16 protein-coding genes are annotated in these 15822 nt (G+C 63.1%); 6 read left to right on the top strand and 10 right to left on the bottom strand.

The window, feature by feature from the left end; genetic code table 11:
• Positions 1-127 precede the first annotated feature (127 nt).
• From E5X34_RS01195 to E5X34_RS01155, 9 genes are all read right to left on the bottom strand, one after another.
• Positions 128-1144: a type II secretion system F family protein gene (locus tag E5X34_RS01195; protein WP_292559955.1), complete on the bottom strand. Its 1017-nt coding sequence runs from the start codon at positions 1142-1144 to the stop codon at positions 128-130.
• A gap of 13 nt (positions 1145-1157) precedes the next feature.
• Positions 1158-2171, bottom strand: coding sequence for a type II secretion system F family protein (locus E5X34_RS01190; protein ID WP_292559952.1), 1014 nt, complete (start codon positions 2169-2171; stop codon positions 1158-1160).
• Between the two features lie 155 nt (positions 2172-2326).
• Positions 2327-3826 (bottom strand): CpaF family protein, encoded by a 1500-nt coding sequence (locus E5X34_RS01185; protein WP_292559949.1) that lies wholly within the window; start codon positions 3824-3826, stop codon positions 2327-2329.
• Positions 3827-3856: 30 nt separating this feature from the next.
• On the bottom strand, positions 3857-5140 hold the full coding sequence (locus tag E5X34_RS01180) for a CpaE family protein (protein ID WP_292559947.1): 1284 nt from the start codon (positions 5138-5140) through the stop codon (positions 3857-3859).
• A 43-nt stretch (positions 5141-5183) separates the two neighbouring features.
• Positions 5184-5915, bottom strand: coding sequence for a CpaD family pilus assembly protein (locus E5X34_RS01175; RefSeq protein ID WP_292559943.1), 732 nt, complete (start codon positions 5913-5915; stop codon positions 5184-5186).
• Between the two features lie 14 nt (positions 5916-5929).
• Positions 5930-7483, bottom strand: coding sequence for a type II and III secretion system protein family protein (locus tag E5X34_RS01170; RefSeq protein WP_292559940.1), 1554 nt, complete (start codon positions 7481-7483; stop codon positions 5930-5932).
• Positions 7480-8292, bottom strand: a complete 813-nt coding sequence (cpaB, locus tag E5X34_RS01165; RefSeq protein WP_292559938.1) for a Flp pilus assembly protein CpaB — start codon at positions 8290-8292, stop codon at positions 7480-7482. Before cpaB ends, E5X34_RS01170 begins: the two co-directional genes overlap by 4 nt.
• 198 nt (positions 8293-8490) lie before the next feature.
• A complete protein-coding gene (locus tag E5X34_RS01160; protein ID WP_292559935.1) occupies positions 8491-9009 on the bottom strand; it encodes a prepilin peptidase in 519 nt (172 codons plus the stop codon).
• Between the two features lie 178 nt (positions 9010-9187).
• Positions 9188-9367, bottom strand: a complete 180-nt coding sequence (locus tag E5X34_RS01155; RefSeq protein WP_292559932.1) for a Flp family type IVb pilin — start codon at positions 9365-9367, stop codon at positions 9188-9190.
• Positions 9368-9723: 356 nt separating this feature from the next.
• Here E5X34_RS01155 and E5X34_RS01150 point away from each other — a divergent pair, with 356 nt between their 5' ends.
• The 3 genes from E5X34_RS01150 to E5X34_RS01140 all read left to right on the top strand — a co-directional run bounded on the left by E5X34_RS01150 (position 9724) and on the right by E5X34_RS01140 (position 11528).
• Positions 9724-10146, top strand: a complete 423-nt coding sequence (locus E5X34_RS01150; RefSeq protein WP_292559929.1) for a pilus assembly protein N-terminal domain-containing protein — start codon at positions 9724-9726, stop codon at positions 10144-10146.
• 167 nt (positions 10147-10313) lie between these two features.
• Positions 10314-10877, top strand: a complete 564-nt coding sequence (locus E5X34_RS01145) for a TadE/TadG family type IV pilus assembly protein (RefSeq protein WP_292560751.1) — start codon at positions 10314-10316, stop codon at positions 10875-10877.
• Between the two features lie 39 nt (positions 10878-10916).
• Positions 10917-11528 (top strand): TadE/TadG family type IV pilus assembly protein, encoded by a 612-nt coding sequence (locus E5X34_RS01140; protein ID WP_292559926.1) that lies wholly within the window; start codon positions 10917-10919, stop codon positions 11526-11528.
• A gap of 4 nt (positions 11529-11532) precedes the next feature.
• Here the strand turns inward: E5X34_RS01140 and E5X34_RS01135 are convergent, their stop codons facing one another.
• Positions 11533-12471 carry a PhnD/SsuA/transferrin family substrate-binding protein gene (locus E5X34_RS01135; protein ID WP_292559923.1) on the bottom strand — a complete coding sequence of 313 codons (939 nt, stop codon included), beginning with the start codon at positions 12469-12471 and terminating at the stop codon, positions 11533-11535.
• Positions 12472-12603: 132 nt separating this feature from the next.
• Between E5X34_RS01135 and E5X34_RS01130 the strand changes: the two genes are divergently transcribed.
• Genes E5X34_RS01130 through E5X34_RS01120 form a run of 3 tightly spaced genes read left to right on the top strand, consistent with a single transcriptional unit; the run spans position 12604 to position 15544 of the window.
• Positions 12604-13842 carry a phosphopentomutase gene (locus tag E5X34_RS01130; RefSeq protein ID WP_292560748.1) on the top strand — a complete coding sequence of 413 codons (1239 nt, stop codon included), beginning with the start codon at positions 12604-12606 and terminating at the stop codon, positions 13840-13842.
• Positions 13835-14725: a bifunctional DNA-formamidopyrimidine glycosylase/DNA-(apurinic or apyrimidinic site) lyase gene (mutM, locus tag E5X34_RS01125; protein WP_292559919.1), complete on the top strand. Its 891-nt coding sequence runs from the start codon at positions 13835-13837 to the stop codon at positions 14723-14725. The genes E5X34_RS01130 and mutM overlap by 8 nt, the downstream gene beginning before the upstream one ends.
• 45 nt (positions 14726-14770) lie before the next feature.
• On the top strand, positions 14771-15544 hold the full coding sequence (locus tag E5X34_RS01120; protein WP_292559916.1) for an enoyl-CoA hydratase: 774 nt from the start codon (positions 14771-14773) through the stop codon (positions 15542-15544).
• Positions 15545-15822 lie beyond the last annotated feature (278 nt).

Genomic DNA, 15822 nt, shown 5'->3' with positions numbered 1-15822 from the left:
AGCGCCGCCCGCCCCGACAATGCAAAGGCCGCGCGGACCCCGCACGGCTTTTTGCTTGATGTAAGGCCCTATCTGCTGTTTTGCGCAATTCCGGGCGGAAAACCGCGCGACACTTTTCCTGGGATTGCTACTGGCTCGAGGAGCTGTGCTGGTCGCCGAAGATGCCGCGCTGGCTGACCTGGATGCCGGCCGGGCCCAGGATGATGGCGAACAGAACCGGCAGAAAGAACAGGATCATGGGCACGGTGAGCTTCGGCGGCAGCGCGGCGGCCTTCTTCTCCGCCGCGTTCATACGCATGTCGCGGCTTTCCGAGGCGAGCACGCGCAGCGCGTGCGCCACCGGCGTGCCGTAGCGTTCGGCCTGGACCAGGGCCTGCGACACCGACTTGACCGATTCCAGGCCGGTACGGCTTGCCAGGTTCTCATAGGCGATCTTGCGATCCTGCAGATAGGACAGCTCGGCATTGGTGAGCACGAATTCCTCGGCAAGCGGGACCGACTGCGCGCCGATCTCGTCGGCGACCCTGCGCAGGGCCGCTTCCACCGACATGCCAGATTCCACACAGATCAGCATCAAGTCGAGCGCGTCCGGCCACGCCAGCTGGATCGACTGCTTGCGCTTGGTCGCGCGGTTATTGACATAGAGAATGGGCGCGTAGAAGCCGCCATAGGCGACGACGATACAGACGAACAGCTTGATTAAAGCCGGCTGCTGCGGCAGGCCGCCGAGCACGAACAGGTATACGGCCGCCAGCGCAAAGCCCACGAATGGCAGGACGAGGCGGAAGAAGAGGAAGCGCGTCAGCGGGTTCTGGCCGCGGAAGCCCGCGACCTTGAGCTTCTGGATCGTGTTTTCATCGGCAAGCGCGCGCTTCAGATCCAGGCGGTCGACGATGTTGCTCATGCCGATGGACTGTTCCTCGCGCAGGCCCTTGCGCCGCCGGTCAGCCTCGCTGGCCAGCCGCGCACGCTGCTCGGCGCGCAATTTGTCGCGTTCGAGCGCCACGGACTTCATGCGCGATTTGAGCGACGTGCCGCCGAACGCCGGCATGAGGGTGAACACGGTCGCGAACACGGCGATGCCGACCAGCATCGCGATCAGGAAGGAAGGATCGGTGAGTGTTTTGACGACCTGTTCTGTCACCGAATCCGCGCCCCTACACTTCGAAATTCATCATCTTGCGCATCACCAGGATGCCGATCGACATCCAGACACCCGAGCAGCCGAGGATCAGGTTGCCGGTATTGGTGGTGAACAGCGGCATGATATAGGTCGGGCTCGACAGATAGACGAGGAAGGCGACGACAAACGGCAGAGCGCCGATGATGACGGCGGATGCCTTGGCTTCCATCGACAGCGCCTGGACCTTGGCTTTCATCTTCTTGCGGTCGCGCAGCACGCGCGAAAGGTTACCCAGCGCCTCGGACAGGTTGCCGCCAGCCTGCGACTGGATCTGGATGACGATGCCAAAGAACCCGGCCTCGCTGCACGGCATGGTCTCGGACATGCGCATGGCGGCGTCCGGCACCGACATGCCCATCTGCTGGGAATCGACGATGCGGCGGAACTCCGACCGGACCGGCTCGGGCGATTCGTTGGCGATCAGGCGGATCGCGTCGTTGAGCGGCAGACCGGACTTGACCGCGCGCACGATGATGTCGAGCGCGTTCGGAAACTCTCCCAGGAACGCCTTGACGCGACGTGTGCGGCGAAATGAAACGAACCAGCGCGGCAGGCCGAGCCCGCCAACCAGCAGGGCGCCGGGCAGGGCCCACAGAGGCGCGCCGACAAAAAAGAGAAGGCCCGTCAGGATGATGCCGCAGACGGCGGAGTACATGTAAAAGCGCTCGATCGGGACCTGCATGCCAGCCTGGCGGATCTGGACCTTCAGCGGCGGTTTCTTGACGTTGCGATCGTTGGTCTTCTGCTTCTCGTCGAGCTGCTTGAGCGTGTCCTGGAGACTTTTGCGCCGCTTGACCGCCTCCGCGGCGCGATCGCGCGTGGCTTTCACCACCGACCTGTCGGTTTCGGCTGTCTTGATGGTTTGAAGCCGCTTGCCCGCCTGCTTTTCGTTGTCGATGCGCGTGAACAGGAAAGCATACGCCACCGCGCCGGCGCTGAAGCCGGCGAGCACGATGAACGCCAGGACGGTGGTGTCAATTCCGAACATCGACCGGTGCCCCTAGGCCCTTTCGCCGTTTCAAAGAAACGGCGAACCGCCCTATTTCTTTGTTTAGACGCAATTCCGGACGGAAAGTTACGGCGAAGTCGCCGAACCCGACCGCTTCACACTTTTCCTGGAATTGCGTCAGACCTCCAGACAAATCAGTCAGCGCGTTTCTCCATTGCCTCGAGCGCATTGGCGAGGCGCTGCTCCTCGCCATAATAGCGGGCGCGATCCCAGAAATGCGGGCGGCCGATGCCCGTCGACACATGCTCGCCGACCAGCCGGCCGCTCGAGTCCTCGCCCTTGATGTTATAGAGGACGAGATCCTGGGTGATGATGACGTCGCCTTCCATGCCGATCACCTCGGTGATGTGGGTTATGCGGCGCGACCCGTCGCGCAGGCGAGCAGCCTGGATGATCACGTCGATCGAGCCGACGACGATCTCGCGCACGGTGCGCTGCGGCAGCGAATAGCCGCCCATGGCGATCATCGATTCGATACGGTTGAGGCATTCGCGCGGGCTGTTCGAGTGGATCGTTCCCATCGAGCCGTCGTGACCGGTGTTCATCGCCTGCAGAAGGTCAAACACTTCCGGTCCGCGCACTTCGCCGACGATGATGCGCTCGGGCCGCATGCGCAGGCAGTTCTTGACGAGATCGCGCATGGTCACCTCGCCCTCGCCCTCGAGATTGGGCGGCCGGGTTTCGAGACGCACCACATGCGGCTGCTGCAGCTGCAGTTCGGCCGAGTCCTCGCAGGTGATGACCCGCTCCTCGCGGTCGATATAGTTGGTCAGGCAGTTGAGCAGCGTCGTCTTGCCGGAGCCGGTGCCGCCCGAGATGACGACATTGCAGCGGACACGGCCTATGATCTTGAGGATTTCCGCGCCTTGCGGCGAGATGGCGCCGAACTTGACCAGCTGGTCCAGCGTCAGCTTGTCCTTCTTGAACTTGCGGATGGTGAGCGCGGTGCCGTCGATGGAGAGCGGCGGCGCGATGACGTTGACGCGCGAGCCGTCGGGCAGGCGCGCATCGCAGATCGGGCTCGATTCATCGACACGACGGCCGACCTGGCTGACGATGCGCTGGCAGATGTTGAGCAGCTGCTGGTTGTCGCGGAAGCGGACGCCGGTCTGTTCGACCTTGCCGTTGACTTCGATGTAGACGTTCTTGAAGCCGTTGACCATGATGTCGGCTATGTCGTCGCGGGCAAGCAGCGGCTCCAGCGGTCCATAGCCCAGAACGTCGTTGCAGATGTCTTCGAGCAGCTCCTCCTGCTCGGAGATCGACATCGCGAAATTCTTGATCGCGATAATGTCGTTGACGATGTCGCGGATCTCCTCGCGCGCGCTCTCGGGATCGAGCTTGGCGAGCTGCGACAGGTCGATCGTGTCGATGAGCGCGGAGAAAACCTGGCTCTTGGTGTCGTAATAGGTCTCTGAGCGCTCGCGCTGGACCCTTCTTGGCGGCTCGAGCGCCATCGGCGGCGCCTCGACGGGACGGCGAGCCGGCGGCGCGGTTGGCGCGCTGGACGCCGGCGCGGCCGGCCGCTCGGCCGTCATCGTTCCCGTCGAAGCGGGAGCGGCGGGCGCCGATGCCGGCGGACGGAATTCGGGCGTCACCCGGTTGCCGTCGTCTTTGCCTCTCTTACCAAACATGATCGACTACCCGATGCCGCTCAAACAGCGTCACTTCCTGTTGCCCGAGAGCTTGCCGAGGATCGAACCCAGGCCCGCCTTCTTCTTGGTCTTGATTTCGCTCCGTCCGGTCAGCACATGCGCTATCTCATTGATGGTGGCGACGACCGGGTTCTTGGCGTCCATCTCGGTCAGCATGCGGCCGTTGTTGGCGGCATTGCCGAACAGCAGCGGTTCGAAATTGATCACCGCCATGGGCGTGATGCCGAGCGGCTCGGCGAAATCGGAAGTCGCTATCTCCGGCCGTTTCGGCACACCTGCCTGGTTGATGATCAGCTTCGGCGGCGGATCGTTCGGGCGCAGCCGCTTCAGCATGTCCACCAAGTTCTTCGTGTTGCGAAGATTTGCGAGCTCGGGCGTGGCGGTGATGACGATCTCGTCGGCCTTGATCAGCGTGCTCTTCGTCCACCCGCTCCAGATGTGAGGGATATCGAGAACCAGCAGGGGCGCGCTGCGCTGCGCTATCTCGATGACCTGCGAGAACGCCTCGGCGTCGAAATCGTAGACGCGCTCCAAGGTGGACGGGGCCGCAAGCAGGGACAGATGCTCGGCGCATTGCGCGAGCAGGCGATCGAGATAGACCTCATCGACGCGCTCAGGCGAGAACACGGCCTCTGCGATGCCCTGAGCCGGGTCCTGGTCGAAGTTGATGTTGGCGGTGCCGAAGGCGAGGTCGAGATCGGCGATGACGACTTCGGACTTGAACAGCGACGACATCGCCCAGGCAGTATTGTGAGCAATGGTCGATGAGCCGACGCCGCCCTTGGCGCCGATGAAGGCAATCGAGCGGCCGATCGGCTCCGATTCCGGATCGACGAAGATCGACGACACGACGCTGACGATGTCGGACATCGAGACCGGCGCGATGACATATTCGGAAATGCCTGAACGGATGAGCTCGCGGTAGAGCCCGACATCGTTGTAGTGGCCGATGACCACGACCTTGGACGACGGATCGCAATACTCCGCGAGCTGGCCGAGTTGTTCGAGCAGTTGCTTCGGCTCGCTGCGCGATTCCAGCAGGATCAGGTTCGGTGTCGGCGCGGACTGATAAAACTCGATCGCGGTCGGAACGCCGCCCATATGGACCTTGAGATGGGCCTTGGCCATCCGGCGATCCTCGGCGGCGCGCTCCACGGGCCTGGCGACGCCTTCGGTCTCGCAGAACGCCTGGATCGAAATGCGCGGCACGGGACGCAGCGCCTGCATGGCGGCGATGTCCTGCTGCGAAAGGTCGCCGGTTTCCGCGGGCGTGTCGTAGGCAAGATTGCTCATCGTCATGCTCTTTCCGTGGCTGCTTTTTCCGTCATCCGCCGGCTCAGTACGTCACTTCCGAATTGCCGAGGAACTCGTCGGAGATGCCCCTCGCCCGGTACACATCGATCACCGCGCCGCGATTTTCGGCGTCGATCTCAGACTGCTTGCGCGGCCCGAGCAGATCGTTCGGGTTGGCCATCTGCGCAGCGAGGTTGTTCTGATAGGAACAGCCGAAGTCGGCATAGTGCTTGTTCTCGGACGTCTCCAGCAGGTCTTCGGGCCAACGCCCGCATTTGTCGGTCTGGGCCCTTACCGCTACGAAGGCAACGCGCACCGGCGCGGAGGCCTCCGGCACAGCCGACTGATAGGAAGTCATGACGATGCGATCGCGCTTGACGCCCGCCTTCATGGCAAGCCTGGCGAAATCGCGGCCTGCCGCTTGGGCGGCAACTTCGTTGGCGGAGCCTGCCGGCATGGCGATCGTCAGCGCCGGCGCGGCGCTCTTGTCATAGCCGTCGAGGAAGCCGAGTAGCGCATCGCGCTGCCCGCCGGTCATGCCGCGATCGCCGGCGCCGACCGGCAGATCGATCTTCTGGTTCTTCTCGGCAATGACGATTGGATGCGTCGTGCGGTAGTCGTCCGGGATCGATCCGACCGTGATGCTGTCGCGATTGGCGCATCCGGTGAGCGACGTCGCAAGGGCGATCGCCAGGGCCGGGACCACCTGCCGGCATATCCTTGCAATGCCGGATGCTGTCCGGACCGTCATGACCTTCGATGCTGACTTGGACATATCCGCGTTCCCACTCATTTGTAGATGAAGCCGACGACGCCGTGGTAACGGCCGGCTGGCCTGTCCGTCTGCATGGTGCCGTAGACGCGATTGACGCGGCCGAGGAACATGCCGGCGCCGTCGCTCGCCGGATTGAAGTTGTCATCCGGCTTGGCCAGGTCGTTGCGCGCCACCGGCCGTGCCAGATAGGGCGTGATGAGAATGACCAGCTCGCTTTCGTTGCGCACGAAATCCCGGCTGCGGAACAGCGTGCCGAGCACCGGGATCTTGGCCAGGCCGGGCAAGCCCGATACTGCTTGGCGGACGTCGTCACGAACCAGGCCGGCGATCATCATTGAACCGCCGGACGGCAATTCGACGGTGGTGTCGGCAAGCCTCTTGCGGATCGACAAGACTGTCATGCCGGGCAAAGCGATACTCTCCCTGCTACCTCCACCCTCGAGGGTCGAGGCCCCTTCCGTAGTGGGTTCGGAGACGGATGTCCTGACCTTCAGGCTGATGCGGCCCGCCGACAGCACGACCGGCTGGAACTCGAGGCCGATACCATATTCGAGCTTTTCATTGGTGTAGGTGGTTAGACCTGTCTGGTTGTCGGTCGAAACGTTGTTTGAGCGTGCCGTAATCATATTGAACTCACCGCCAACCTTGAACGTCGCCTTCTCGCCCGACACGGCGGTGAGCGTTGGTTCGGCAAGCGTCTTCATGACACCGCTTTGTTCCATGGCGTTGATGTAGGCCTGGATGCCACTTCCGAGCCCATCCCCGATCAGTGCACCGGACGTCTGTGCAATCGGCTTGCCCAATCCGTAAGGTGGCGAACTCGCTGCAGCGTAGGAAATGCCATTGGCGCTGCCGCTGCCGATCATATTGACGCCGAGCTGCTTCATGACCGAGCGGCTGACTTCCGCCACGGTCACCTTGAGCGTCACCTGGTCGTCGCCGATGATCTGCAACAGGTTGACGATCTTCGAGACCCGGCGCTCCTGGTCGGGGTTGTTGATGTCGACGCCGCCATTGACCGAGCCGCCGGCCGCAGTCTGCGAATACTGGCCGGTCGTCGCTTCACCGCCGGACACGAAGATGGTCGCCAGGTCGGCCGCGCGCTTGGCATCCAGAGGCGTGTCGACCGTGCCCGTCAGTACGACGTTGTCGTTGAGCAGCTCGACCTTGATCTGCGAGGACGGGATAAAGCGCTTGAGATAGTCTTCCAGCCCGGCGACGTCGCGCTCGACGGCCAGATCGAGGCTGACGATCTGCTCGCCATTGGGGCCGAAAACGAAGATATTGGTCTCGCCGACCGCCTTGCCGAACAGGTAGATGCGCCGCGCCGTGCGCGTCACCGCATCGGCAACCGCCGGATTGGCGACGAGGATGTCATAGGCATCATTCGGCAGATCGATGACCACGGATTTGTTAAGGCCGAGCTTGACGCGTTGCGTGGCGACGGAAGCCGATACGCCGGCGCTCGCGGCTTTGGCTTCCACCAGTCCCGAGGCGTTGGTGCCAATCAGAAGCAGGCCGATCGCCGCGGCCGCCAGGAAAGGCAGCAGTTTACCGTTTAGCCTCATTTCCTTGCTCCAACCTCGGAAACCTCGCCCGATTTGATCAGACGTACCGTTCCGCGCCGGCCATTGCCGTTGACCAGATAATCGGCTTCGTCCGCATTCTTTTCGTGGATGTCGGTGATCGGACGCAGCGCGAGCGTCAGGCGGTCCGCCATCTGCTGCGCGACGGTGATGATCTCGGCCTGTTGCGGCGTCAGCTCCAGTGTCGCGGTCTGGCCAACCCTGGTCTTCTTGCCTTCCTCATCTTCCTGGATGGTCTGGTCGATGGCCAGCACCCGGATGTTCTTGAGGATGGTCTCGGTGTTGAAGCCGCTGCCGCCGTTGCCGGTGTCGGCGCGGCGGGTCATGATGACGTCGACGAAGTCGTTGGGCAGGATGAAGCCGCCGGCGGAAGTGTCGGCCGATATCGCGGTGGCGACAGCGCGCATCCCTGAAGGCAGGATCGACGACATGAAGCTCTGCCCCTCGCCGACCAGCTTGGAGCGGCGCAGCGGCTCGCCCGTATACATGGCGACGCGCGCTACCGAGCCCTTGAGCTTTTCGACCGCGTCAGGTTCGGCGGCGCGTGTGATGAAATTGGCATTGACGCCGTCGGCCGGCCATTGTTCCCAGCTGATGTTGTTGCCGAGCTGGCTGCCCATCGGCACGTCACCGGAAAGCACCAGCACGTCCTGCAATGCGACCGCCGGCTGCGCGGGCGCATTGACAACGACCTGCGCCGGCGGCGCCACCACCATGTTCTTGGCGACATAGCCCGCGCCACCCGCCGCGACCGCAGCCACGCCCAGAATAATCAATCGGGATGCTGGCATTCGTCCGAAACCCTTCGCCTCGTGGCAAACCACCCACGCCTGGCCGGACTTTGCAGCCGCAATCGTCAAAACAAGGTTAATGCAATGCTTACGATCGTGATTAATTTAAGGTTTACTCAAATTAGATCGAACGGCCCGCCGTTAACAAAAAAAGGCGGCCAGGCCGCCTTCGGTCGCCGACATCGATGTCACCAAAACCTATGCCGTGAGCCTCTGCAGCGCCCAGACCATCAGCGGCGAATCCGGGAACGTGATCAATCCACCGGCGCCAAGTGCGATGCCATAGGGAATGCCGACTTTCTCGTCGGCGAAGTAGCGCAGGAATCGGCTGTGGCCGGTATACGCGGCCAGCGGCGATTTCCGGTAAGCCAGGATTGCGATGGCCAGCAGGCCCCCGATGAAAGCCGACGTCACCAGATAGCCGATCAAGTTGATGTTGAGGCCCATCCATAGAGCGGTCGCGGCCAGAAGCTTGGCGTCGCCGCCGCCCATGCCGCCGAGCGCAAAGAGGCCGAATGTCGTGGCAAGCACGAGAGCGCCGGCGGCGAAGTGCCAGCCATAGGTCGCCCAGTCCATCCCGGTGAGCGGCGCGACAAGCGCGAATGTGGCCACCAACAGCACGGGAACGCGGTTGGCGATCGTCATCGACAGCGTGTCCGAGATCGCAGCGAACAGCATGCAGAATGGGAAGATGACGAAAATCACGGCTTCAAGCATCGACGCGGCGCCTGTGGAAAACCCTCTGCCTACACCCTAGGCATATCCGATTAACGATTAGTGAGACGGGAACTTCCAAAGCGCTCGGTGACGACACGGATTTCGCGCGTCGCCCGCATCATGAAGAAGGGCCGCCAAAAGGCGACCCTTCTTTCTTAGACAAGGATGTTTTCGTCTATCACGGAGCCGTGCCCGTGTTGACGGCCTTGGCAATCTTATCGAACTGGGCGTTCAGGGCGCCACCGAGCGAGCTGGCGCCGATCATGATGGCCAGCGCGATGAGGGCGGCGATCAGACCGTATTCGATGGCGGTCGCGCCGGATTCGTCCTTCACGAAACGTGCAATGAGATTAGACATGCGAGAGCTCCTACTCCACGTGTTACAGCACTTCCGTCAACTTCTCTTTGCGGTTGATCGGATGCTGCAAATCTAGGGAGAAGCCGTTTCGATCGGCTTAATAAACAGCCTTACCGATTCCTTTCCGGGGGTGAACGCACTGCTTGGTTAACCGCGGCCTAAACATTGTCAGCCGGCTCGACGATCGAGCAAAGCGGCGCAAACCGGCGCTTGTGCAATGTTACTAAAACAGGAAGCGCCGTCGGTGCCTGGACGGGCGAGGCAGGGTCCTTAATCGCGGCGAGGTCCGGTTTAACCGTTGCTTCACCAATCTCGTTCATGTTCCGTTGAAGAATCCGCCTGCCGGGAGCTGTTCAATGATGTTGTCGAGATCGGTGTTTCCAGTCGCCGCGCTGCTGGCGGCTGCAGCCATGGTAATGCCGGCCAGGGCCGGAGCGGGGGTCGAAGTTACCATGAACCAGGCAAAGATCGTCAAATTGTCCCGGGCAGCCGACACCGTCGTCATCGGCAACCCCGCCATCGCCGATGCCTCGGTGCAGGACGCCTCGACCATCGTTCTTACCGGCAAAGGTTTTGGCGTTACCAACCTGGTCGTGCTCGACTCGGACGGCAGCCCGATCATCGATGAGCAGGTGACCGTCGTGCGGCAGGCCGCTTCCTCGGTGCGCATCTACAGGCGTGCCGAAGTCCAGACCATGTCCTGCACGCCCTATTGCGAGAGCGCCTACAAGACCGACGCCGAGAAGGCTTCCGAGACCGAAATGAGCGCTGCGCACTAAGCCCGAAGAGAGCGTCAGAGCAGGCGTTAAGGACAGCTTAAAGCCTGCCCGGCGAATTTAACGATCATCCAAACCGGACCTCAATGGGTTTTCGCTACCTTGCCGCCGGTACCGCAAGGGGATCGGCAGGAACGCAAATGAGCAGGGATGCCACATCCGGCAACGGCATGGACAGCACGGCGCGCGGCAAACCCCGCCCCGGCTTCTTCAGCGACAGACGCGGCAGCACGGCAATGGAATTTGCGATGCTTGCCGTCCCGTTCGCGCTTCTCGTCTTCGCTATCCTCGAGAGCTGCATCTCCTTTGCCGGCCAGGAGGTGATGGCCAACGTCACCGACGATGTCGCCCGCCAGTTGCGGACTGGGCAGTTGCAGAGGTCGAACGTCACCGAAGCCTCCATCAAGCAGCTGATCTGCAGCAAGCTGGAGATCATGGTGGCCAAGGACTGCCCGGGATTGCTGGTGGACCTCCGTGAATATCCGAGCTTCGCCGACGCAGCCACGGCGGGCTTCAAGATCGTCAATGGAGACATCGTGCTGACGCAAGGCACCAATTCGATGAGCTTCGCGGTCTCACCGGGGTTGGCGGAGTCCATCAACATGTTGCGGGTGTTCTACAAATGGCCGGTGATGACCGATTTCCTCGCCAAATCGATGGCCAATCTGAAGGATGGCAACACGCTGCATTTCGCATCGGTGACCTGGCAGAACGAACCATTCGACGACAATTGAGACTGCTCGACGGCCAAGACCGTCGACGTGGAGGCGAATATGCATAGTGCGGGGGCACTGCGGTGGGTTTCGGCGAAGGTGAAGCGGTTTTGCCGCGACCGTCGCGGTGTCGCGGCGATCGAGTTCGCGTTCATCGTGCCGGTGCTGCTGATCATGTATTTCATCACGATGGAGGCTTCGCAGGCCATCGAGACCAGCAAGAAAGTCAGCCGCATCGGCAGTATGGTGGCGGATCTCGTCACACAGCAGCCGGCGGTCGTGAAGGCGAACCTCGACGCGATGATGCAGATCGGCACATCGACGCTGCAGCCTTACAACCGCTCATTGCCGACGATCATCATCACCGGCATACAGATCACCGACGAGGCGTCGCCGAAGGTGCAGGTTGCGTGGTCGCGCAAGCTTGTTGGCACCACCTACAGCGCCGACGCGGCAAAGGGCTCCATCACCACGGTTCCCTCGTCGCTGAACATCCGCAACACCTTCCTGGTGCGGGTGGAAAGCGACCTCGGCTATAAACCGATCATCACCTGGTCCGCCAGCAGTTCGCAGACGCTCGGGCTGACCTCGGCCTTCAACAACATATCGATGAGCGAGACCTACTACCTGCGGCCTCGCCGGAGTCCGACCATCCCCTGCAGCGACTGCTGACAGGCTACTCCTGTCCTGCCGTTTCCCGCCGCACGATCGCCTCGGCCATCGCATAATCCTTCTGCGAGACCGGCGAAAAGCCGCCGGTATGCGCCCTCTCCAGGACGTCGTACACATCAGGCGTCTGTGATTTGAGATTGGTCAGGAAGACGGTCAGCCGGCGTTTCGCCTCTGGATCGAGATCGCTGCGGATTGCATGCGGACCGTAGCGCAACAGGTCGGAGGTCCATAACACCCTGAGCGACGCCCCAGGGATGCCGGCAGCCTCCAGCCGCTCGACCGTGCCGCCGGAATGGGTGGATTGGCCGCCGGCATCCGCCGGCTCCCAGCCGAACAGGCCATCCGCGTCGCCGCCGCTCAACATCGTCTCGGCCGCCGTGGCCGAGATGGCGCGTGCCAGGAACGGCGAATCCTGCGCAATCCTGACACCTGCGGCGGATAGGGCCGCCAGCGGCAGCAGCGCGCCGCCGATATTATCGACCGGCGCAATCGCGATCCGATGCGAAGCCATGGCGGCAAGATCCTGAAGCCTGCCGTCGCGCGTCACCAGGACGGAGCGGATGCCGACAGCGCCGTCGGCGTCGACCGGCGCCACCAGTGGCTCGACACAGCCGCAGCGCTCCGAGGCCGTGGCATAGGCAAGCGCCGAATAGACCGCGTATTGCACGCGCCCGCTCGCCTGCGCCTCGATCAGCGCCGCATAGTCACGCGCAACGACGAACTCGACCTTCATGCCGAGCGCGTTGGCATAGGCTTCCGTCAGACGCGCAAGCCCAGGGACGGTGTTGCCGCCGCCCGGCTCGGCAACGATGCCGATACGGAAGGTTCCGATGTCGTCACGCCAGTCGGCGTGTGCCGGCCATGCGGCGGCGCCGGACGCCACGAGAGCGGCGGCGCATAGTTTCACGGCCTGCCTTGCCGCGGTCTTGCCGCGCCTCGCCATGCTTGCTTTGCTCCCGCCATATCCGTGCCTCGTCGCAACTATGGCGCGAAGCGGTTGCGGTTTGGTTTCCGATTTGCCAACGCCGCCGGGGAACCTTATGTCTGGCGACCAGGACTGACAACAATGACACCCATGGCGCGCGCGTTCCTGTTCGTTCTCGATTCTTTCGGCATCGGCGGCGCGGCCGACGCCGAACGCTATGGCGATGCCGGCGCCGACACGTTCGGACATATCTTCAAGGCCTGCGCCGAAGGCCGCGTCGACCGGGAAGGTCTACGCAAAGGACAGCTCGCAGTGCCCAACATGATGTCGCTCGGGCTTGGCCTGGCGGCACGGACGGCAACCGGACTGCAGCTCGACCCCGACACGCCGCTGATCGCCTCGGCCTTCCACGGCGCCGCCCAGGAGGTGTCGAGCGGCAAGGACACGCCGTCTGGCCATTGGGAGATCGCAGGACTGCCCGTGCGCTTCGACTGGGGCTATTTTCCCGACACGGTGCCTGCCTTCCCGGCCGAGCTGACCGAGGCGATCATCCGCGAAGGCAAGGTGCCCGGTATCCTCGGCAATTGCCATGCGCCGGGAACCGAGATCATCGAGCGGCTCGGCGAAGAGCATATCCGCACCGGCAGACCGATCTGTTACACCTCTGTGGACTCCGTGCTGCAGATCGCCGCGCATGAAACGCATTTCGGCCTGGAGCGGCTTTATGAGCTTTGCCTGACGGTGCGCCGGCTCGTCGATCGCTTGAAGATCGGCCGCGTGATCGCGCGGCCTTTCGTGGGAGAGACGCCCGCCACGTTCCAGCGCACCCACAACCGCCGCGACTATGCGGTGCCGCCGCCTGAGCCGACCCTGCTTGACCGGCTGACGGAGCGCGGCAGCAAGGTCATCGCGGTCGGCAAGATCGGCGACATCTTCGCTCATCGCGGCATCTCGCAGGTGCGCAAGGCAGGCGGTAACATGGCGATGTTCGACAAGGCGCTCGGCGCCATGGACGATGCCGGCGAAGGCGACCTGGTCTTCGCCAATTTCGTCGACTTTGACACCGAGTTCGGCCACCGGCGCGATGTCGCCGGCTATGCCGCCGCGCTCGAGGCCTTCGACCGCCGGCTGCCGGAAGCGCTGTCGCGCATCAGGCCGGGCGACCTTCTCATCCTCACCGCCGATCACGGCAACGACCCGACCTGGCGCGGCACCGACCATACGCGCGAACGCGTCCCGGTGATCGGCATCGGGCAGGGGCTGAAGGGCGGCGACATCGGGCTCAGGCCAACCTTCGCCGATATCGGCGAAACCGTTGCGGATCACCTTGGCCTGGCAGGCGGACGCCATGGAACATCATTCCTCGCAACGATAGGCGGCCATGCCTGAACTGCCAGAAGTCGAAACTGTCCGGCGCGGACTGCAGCCGGTCCTGGAAGGGGCGCGGCTGGTCAAGGTCGAAGCGCGCAGGCCCGACCTTCGCTTTCCTTTTCCCGAACGCTTTTCGGAGCGGCTTACCGGCAAGACCGTGACGGCGCTTGGCCGGCGCGCCAAATATCTGACGATGCATATCGAAGATGGTCCGGTGCTGATCTGCCACCTCGGCATGTCGGGGTCGTTCCGGGTCGAAACCGCCGGAAGCAGCGAGGTTCCCGGCCCCTTCCATCACGAGCGCTCGAAGATCGCCGCGCACGACCATGTCGTGTTCGACGTCACCTCGCCCAAGGGCGTGCGGTCCAGCATCATCTTCAACGACCCGCGCCGCTTCGGCTTCATGCTGTTTGCCGAAGGCGCGCCGGACACGCATCCGATGCTGGCGGGACTCGGCATCGAGCCAACCGGTAACGCGCTCGACGGCCCCCTGCTCGCCTCGCTGCTGAAGGATCGCAGATCGCCGCTCAAGGCGGCGCTGCTCGACCAGCGCCTGATCGCCGGGCTCGGCAATATATATGTCTCGGAAGCACTGTGGCGCGCCGGGCTCTCGCCGCTGCGCGAAGCCGGCACCATCGCCGGGTCGGCCAAGAAGGCGAAGGGACAAAGCGAACGCCTCGCCGAGGCGATCCGCTCGGTCATCGCCGATGCGATCGCCGCCGGCGGCTCGTCGCTGCGCGACTATGTCCAGGCCGACGGATCGCTCGGCTATTTCCAGCATTCCTTCGCGGTCTACGATCGCGAGGGGGAGCCGTGCCAGAAGCCGGACTGCCGCGGCCATGTCGAACGCATCGTGCAGAGCGGCCGCTCGACCTTCTATTGCCGGACCTGTCAGCGGTAAGCTAGGAACGGTGTCGATCATCCCACCCCGCGGAGGAAGCGAACCATGACCTATGAAACCATTCTCGTGGAAACACGCGGCAAGGTCGGGTTGATCACGCTGAACCGGCCCAAGGCGCTCAATGCGCTGAATTCGCAGGTGCTTGCGGAGGTGGTCGCGGCGGCGAGCGCGTTCGATGCCGATCCCGCGATCGGCGCGATGGTGCTTACGGGCTCGGAAAAGGCGTTCGCCGCCGGCGCCGACATCAAGGAAATGCAGGCGATGTCGTTCGCCGACGCCTACACGCAGGATTTCTTCGTCGGCTGGGAGGAATTCACGCGCACGCGCAAACCCATCGTCGCGGCGGTCGCTGGCTATGCGCTCGGCGGCGGCTGTGAACTGGCCATGATGTGCGACTTCATCATCGCCGGCGACAACGCCAAATTCGGCCAGCCCGAGATCACGCTCGGCGTCATGCCGGGCATGGGCGGCTCGCAGCGGCTGACCCGATTCGTCGGCAAGTCCAAGGCGATGGACATGTGCCTGACCGGGCGGATGATGGACGCGGCCGAGGCCGAGAGGAGCGGGCTGGTGTCGCGGGTGGTCCCGGTCGCCGAGCTGCTCGACGAAACGCTGAAGGCGGCGGCGAAGATCGCCGAGTTCTCACTGCCGTCGGTGATGATGACAAAGGAGGCCGTCAACCGCGCTTACGAGACGACGTTGGCCGAGGGGCTGCGCTTCGAGCGCCGTCTTTTCCATTCGCTGTTTGCGCTCGACGACCAGAAAGAAGGCATGGCCGCCTTCGTCGAGAAGCGGAAGCCGAACTTCACCAACCGCTAAAGCATGTCTCCCGAAAGTGGGAACCGGTTTCGGGATAAAGACATGCGTAAAATCAAAACCTAAAGCGCATGGAGCGAATCTGAAAGATCGCGACGCGCTTTAGGCGCTTCGCCCAGGCGGCCGCGATTTTGCGGGACATGACGTCGAGGCCCAAAAAGACCGCGAAGCGGCGTTGACGAGGCGGAAAAGCTGAACTATAAGCCGCACCAACCGAGGCGGCCCGTGGCTGCCCGTTTGTTTTTTGCGCCCTGCGACATCGCTGGCGTTCACCAGATCAG

This window comes from Mesorhizobium sp., assembly GCF_004963255.1.
Lineage (GTDB): Bacteria > Pseudomonadota > Alphaproteobacteria > Rhizobiales > Rhizobiaceae > Mesorhizobium.
Note: the sequence above shows the minus strand (reverse complement) of the source record. Positions and strands in the feature narration are given on the sequence as shown.

Coding starts and splice junctions, on each gene's coding strand:
- mutM (WP_292559919.1), top strand. CDS start 13,835: ATGCCTGAACTGCCAGAAGTCGAAACTGTCCGGCGCGGACTGCAGCCG.
- E5X34_RS01170 (WP_292559940.1), bottom strand. CDS start 7,483: ATGAGGCTAAACGGTAAACTGCTGCCTTTCCTGGCGGCCGCGGCGATC.
- E5X34_RS01155 (WP_292559932.1), bottom strand. CDS start 9,367: ATGTCTAATCTCATTGCACGTTTCGTGAAGGACGAATCCGGCGCGACC.
- E5X34_RS01145 (WP_292560751.1), top strand. CDS start 10,314: ATGGACAGCACGGCGCGCGGCAAACCCCGCCCCGGCTTCTTCAGCGAC.
- E5X34_RS01120 (WP_292559916.1), top strand. CDS start 14,771: ATGACCTATGAAACCATTCTCGTGGAAACACGCGGCAAGGTCGGGTTG.
- E5X34_RS01190 (WP_292559952.1), bottom strand. CDS start 2,171: ATGTTCGGAATTGACACCACCGTCCTGGCGTTCATCGTGCTCGCCGGC.
- E5X34_RS01175 (WP_292559943.1), bottom strand. CDS start 5,915: ATGTCCAAGTCAGCATCGAAGGTCATGACGGTCCGGACAGCATCCGGC.
- E5X34_RS01140 (WP_292559926.1), top strand. CDS start 10,917: ATGCATAGTGCGGGGGCACTGCGGTGGGTTTCGGCGAAGGTGAAGCGG.
- E5X34_RS01160 (WP_292559935.1), bottom strand. CDS start 9,009: ATGCTTGAAGCCGTGATTTTCGTCATCTTCCCATTCTGCATGCTGTTC.
- E5X34_RS01180 (WP_292559947.1), bottom strand. CDS start 5,140: ATGAGCAATCTTGCCTACGACACGCCCGCGGAAACCGGCGACCTTTCG.
- E5X34_RS01185 (WP_292559949.1), bottom strand. CDS start 3,826: ATGTTTGGTAAGAGAGGCAAAGACGACGGCAACCGGGTGACGCCCGAA.
- E5X34_RS01150 (WP_292559929.1), top strand. CDS start 9,724: ATGATGTTGTCGAGATCGGTGTTTCCAGTCGCCGCGCTGCTGGCGGCT.
- E5X34_RS01135 (WP_292559923.1), bottom strand. CDS start 12,471: ATGGCGAGGCGCGGCAAGACCGCGGCAAGGCAGGCCGTGAAACTATGC.
- E5X34_RS01130 (WP_292560748.1), top strand. CDS start 12,604: ATGGCGCGCGCGTTCCTGTTCGTTCTCGATTCTTTCGGCATCGGCGGC.
- cpaB (WP_292559938.1), bottom strand. CDS start 8,292: ATGCCAGCATCCCGATTGATTATTCTGGGCGTGGCTGCGGTCGCGGCG.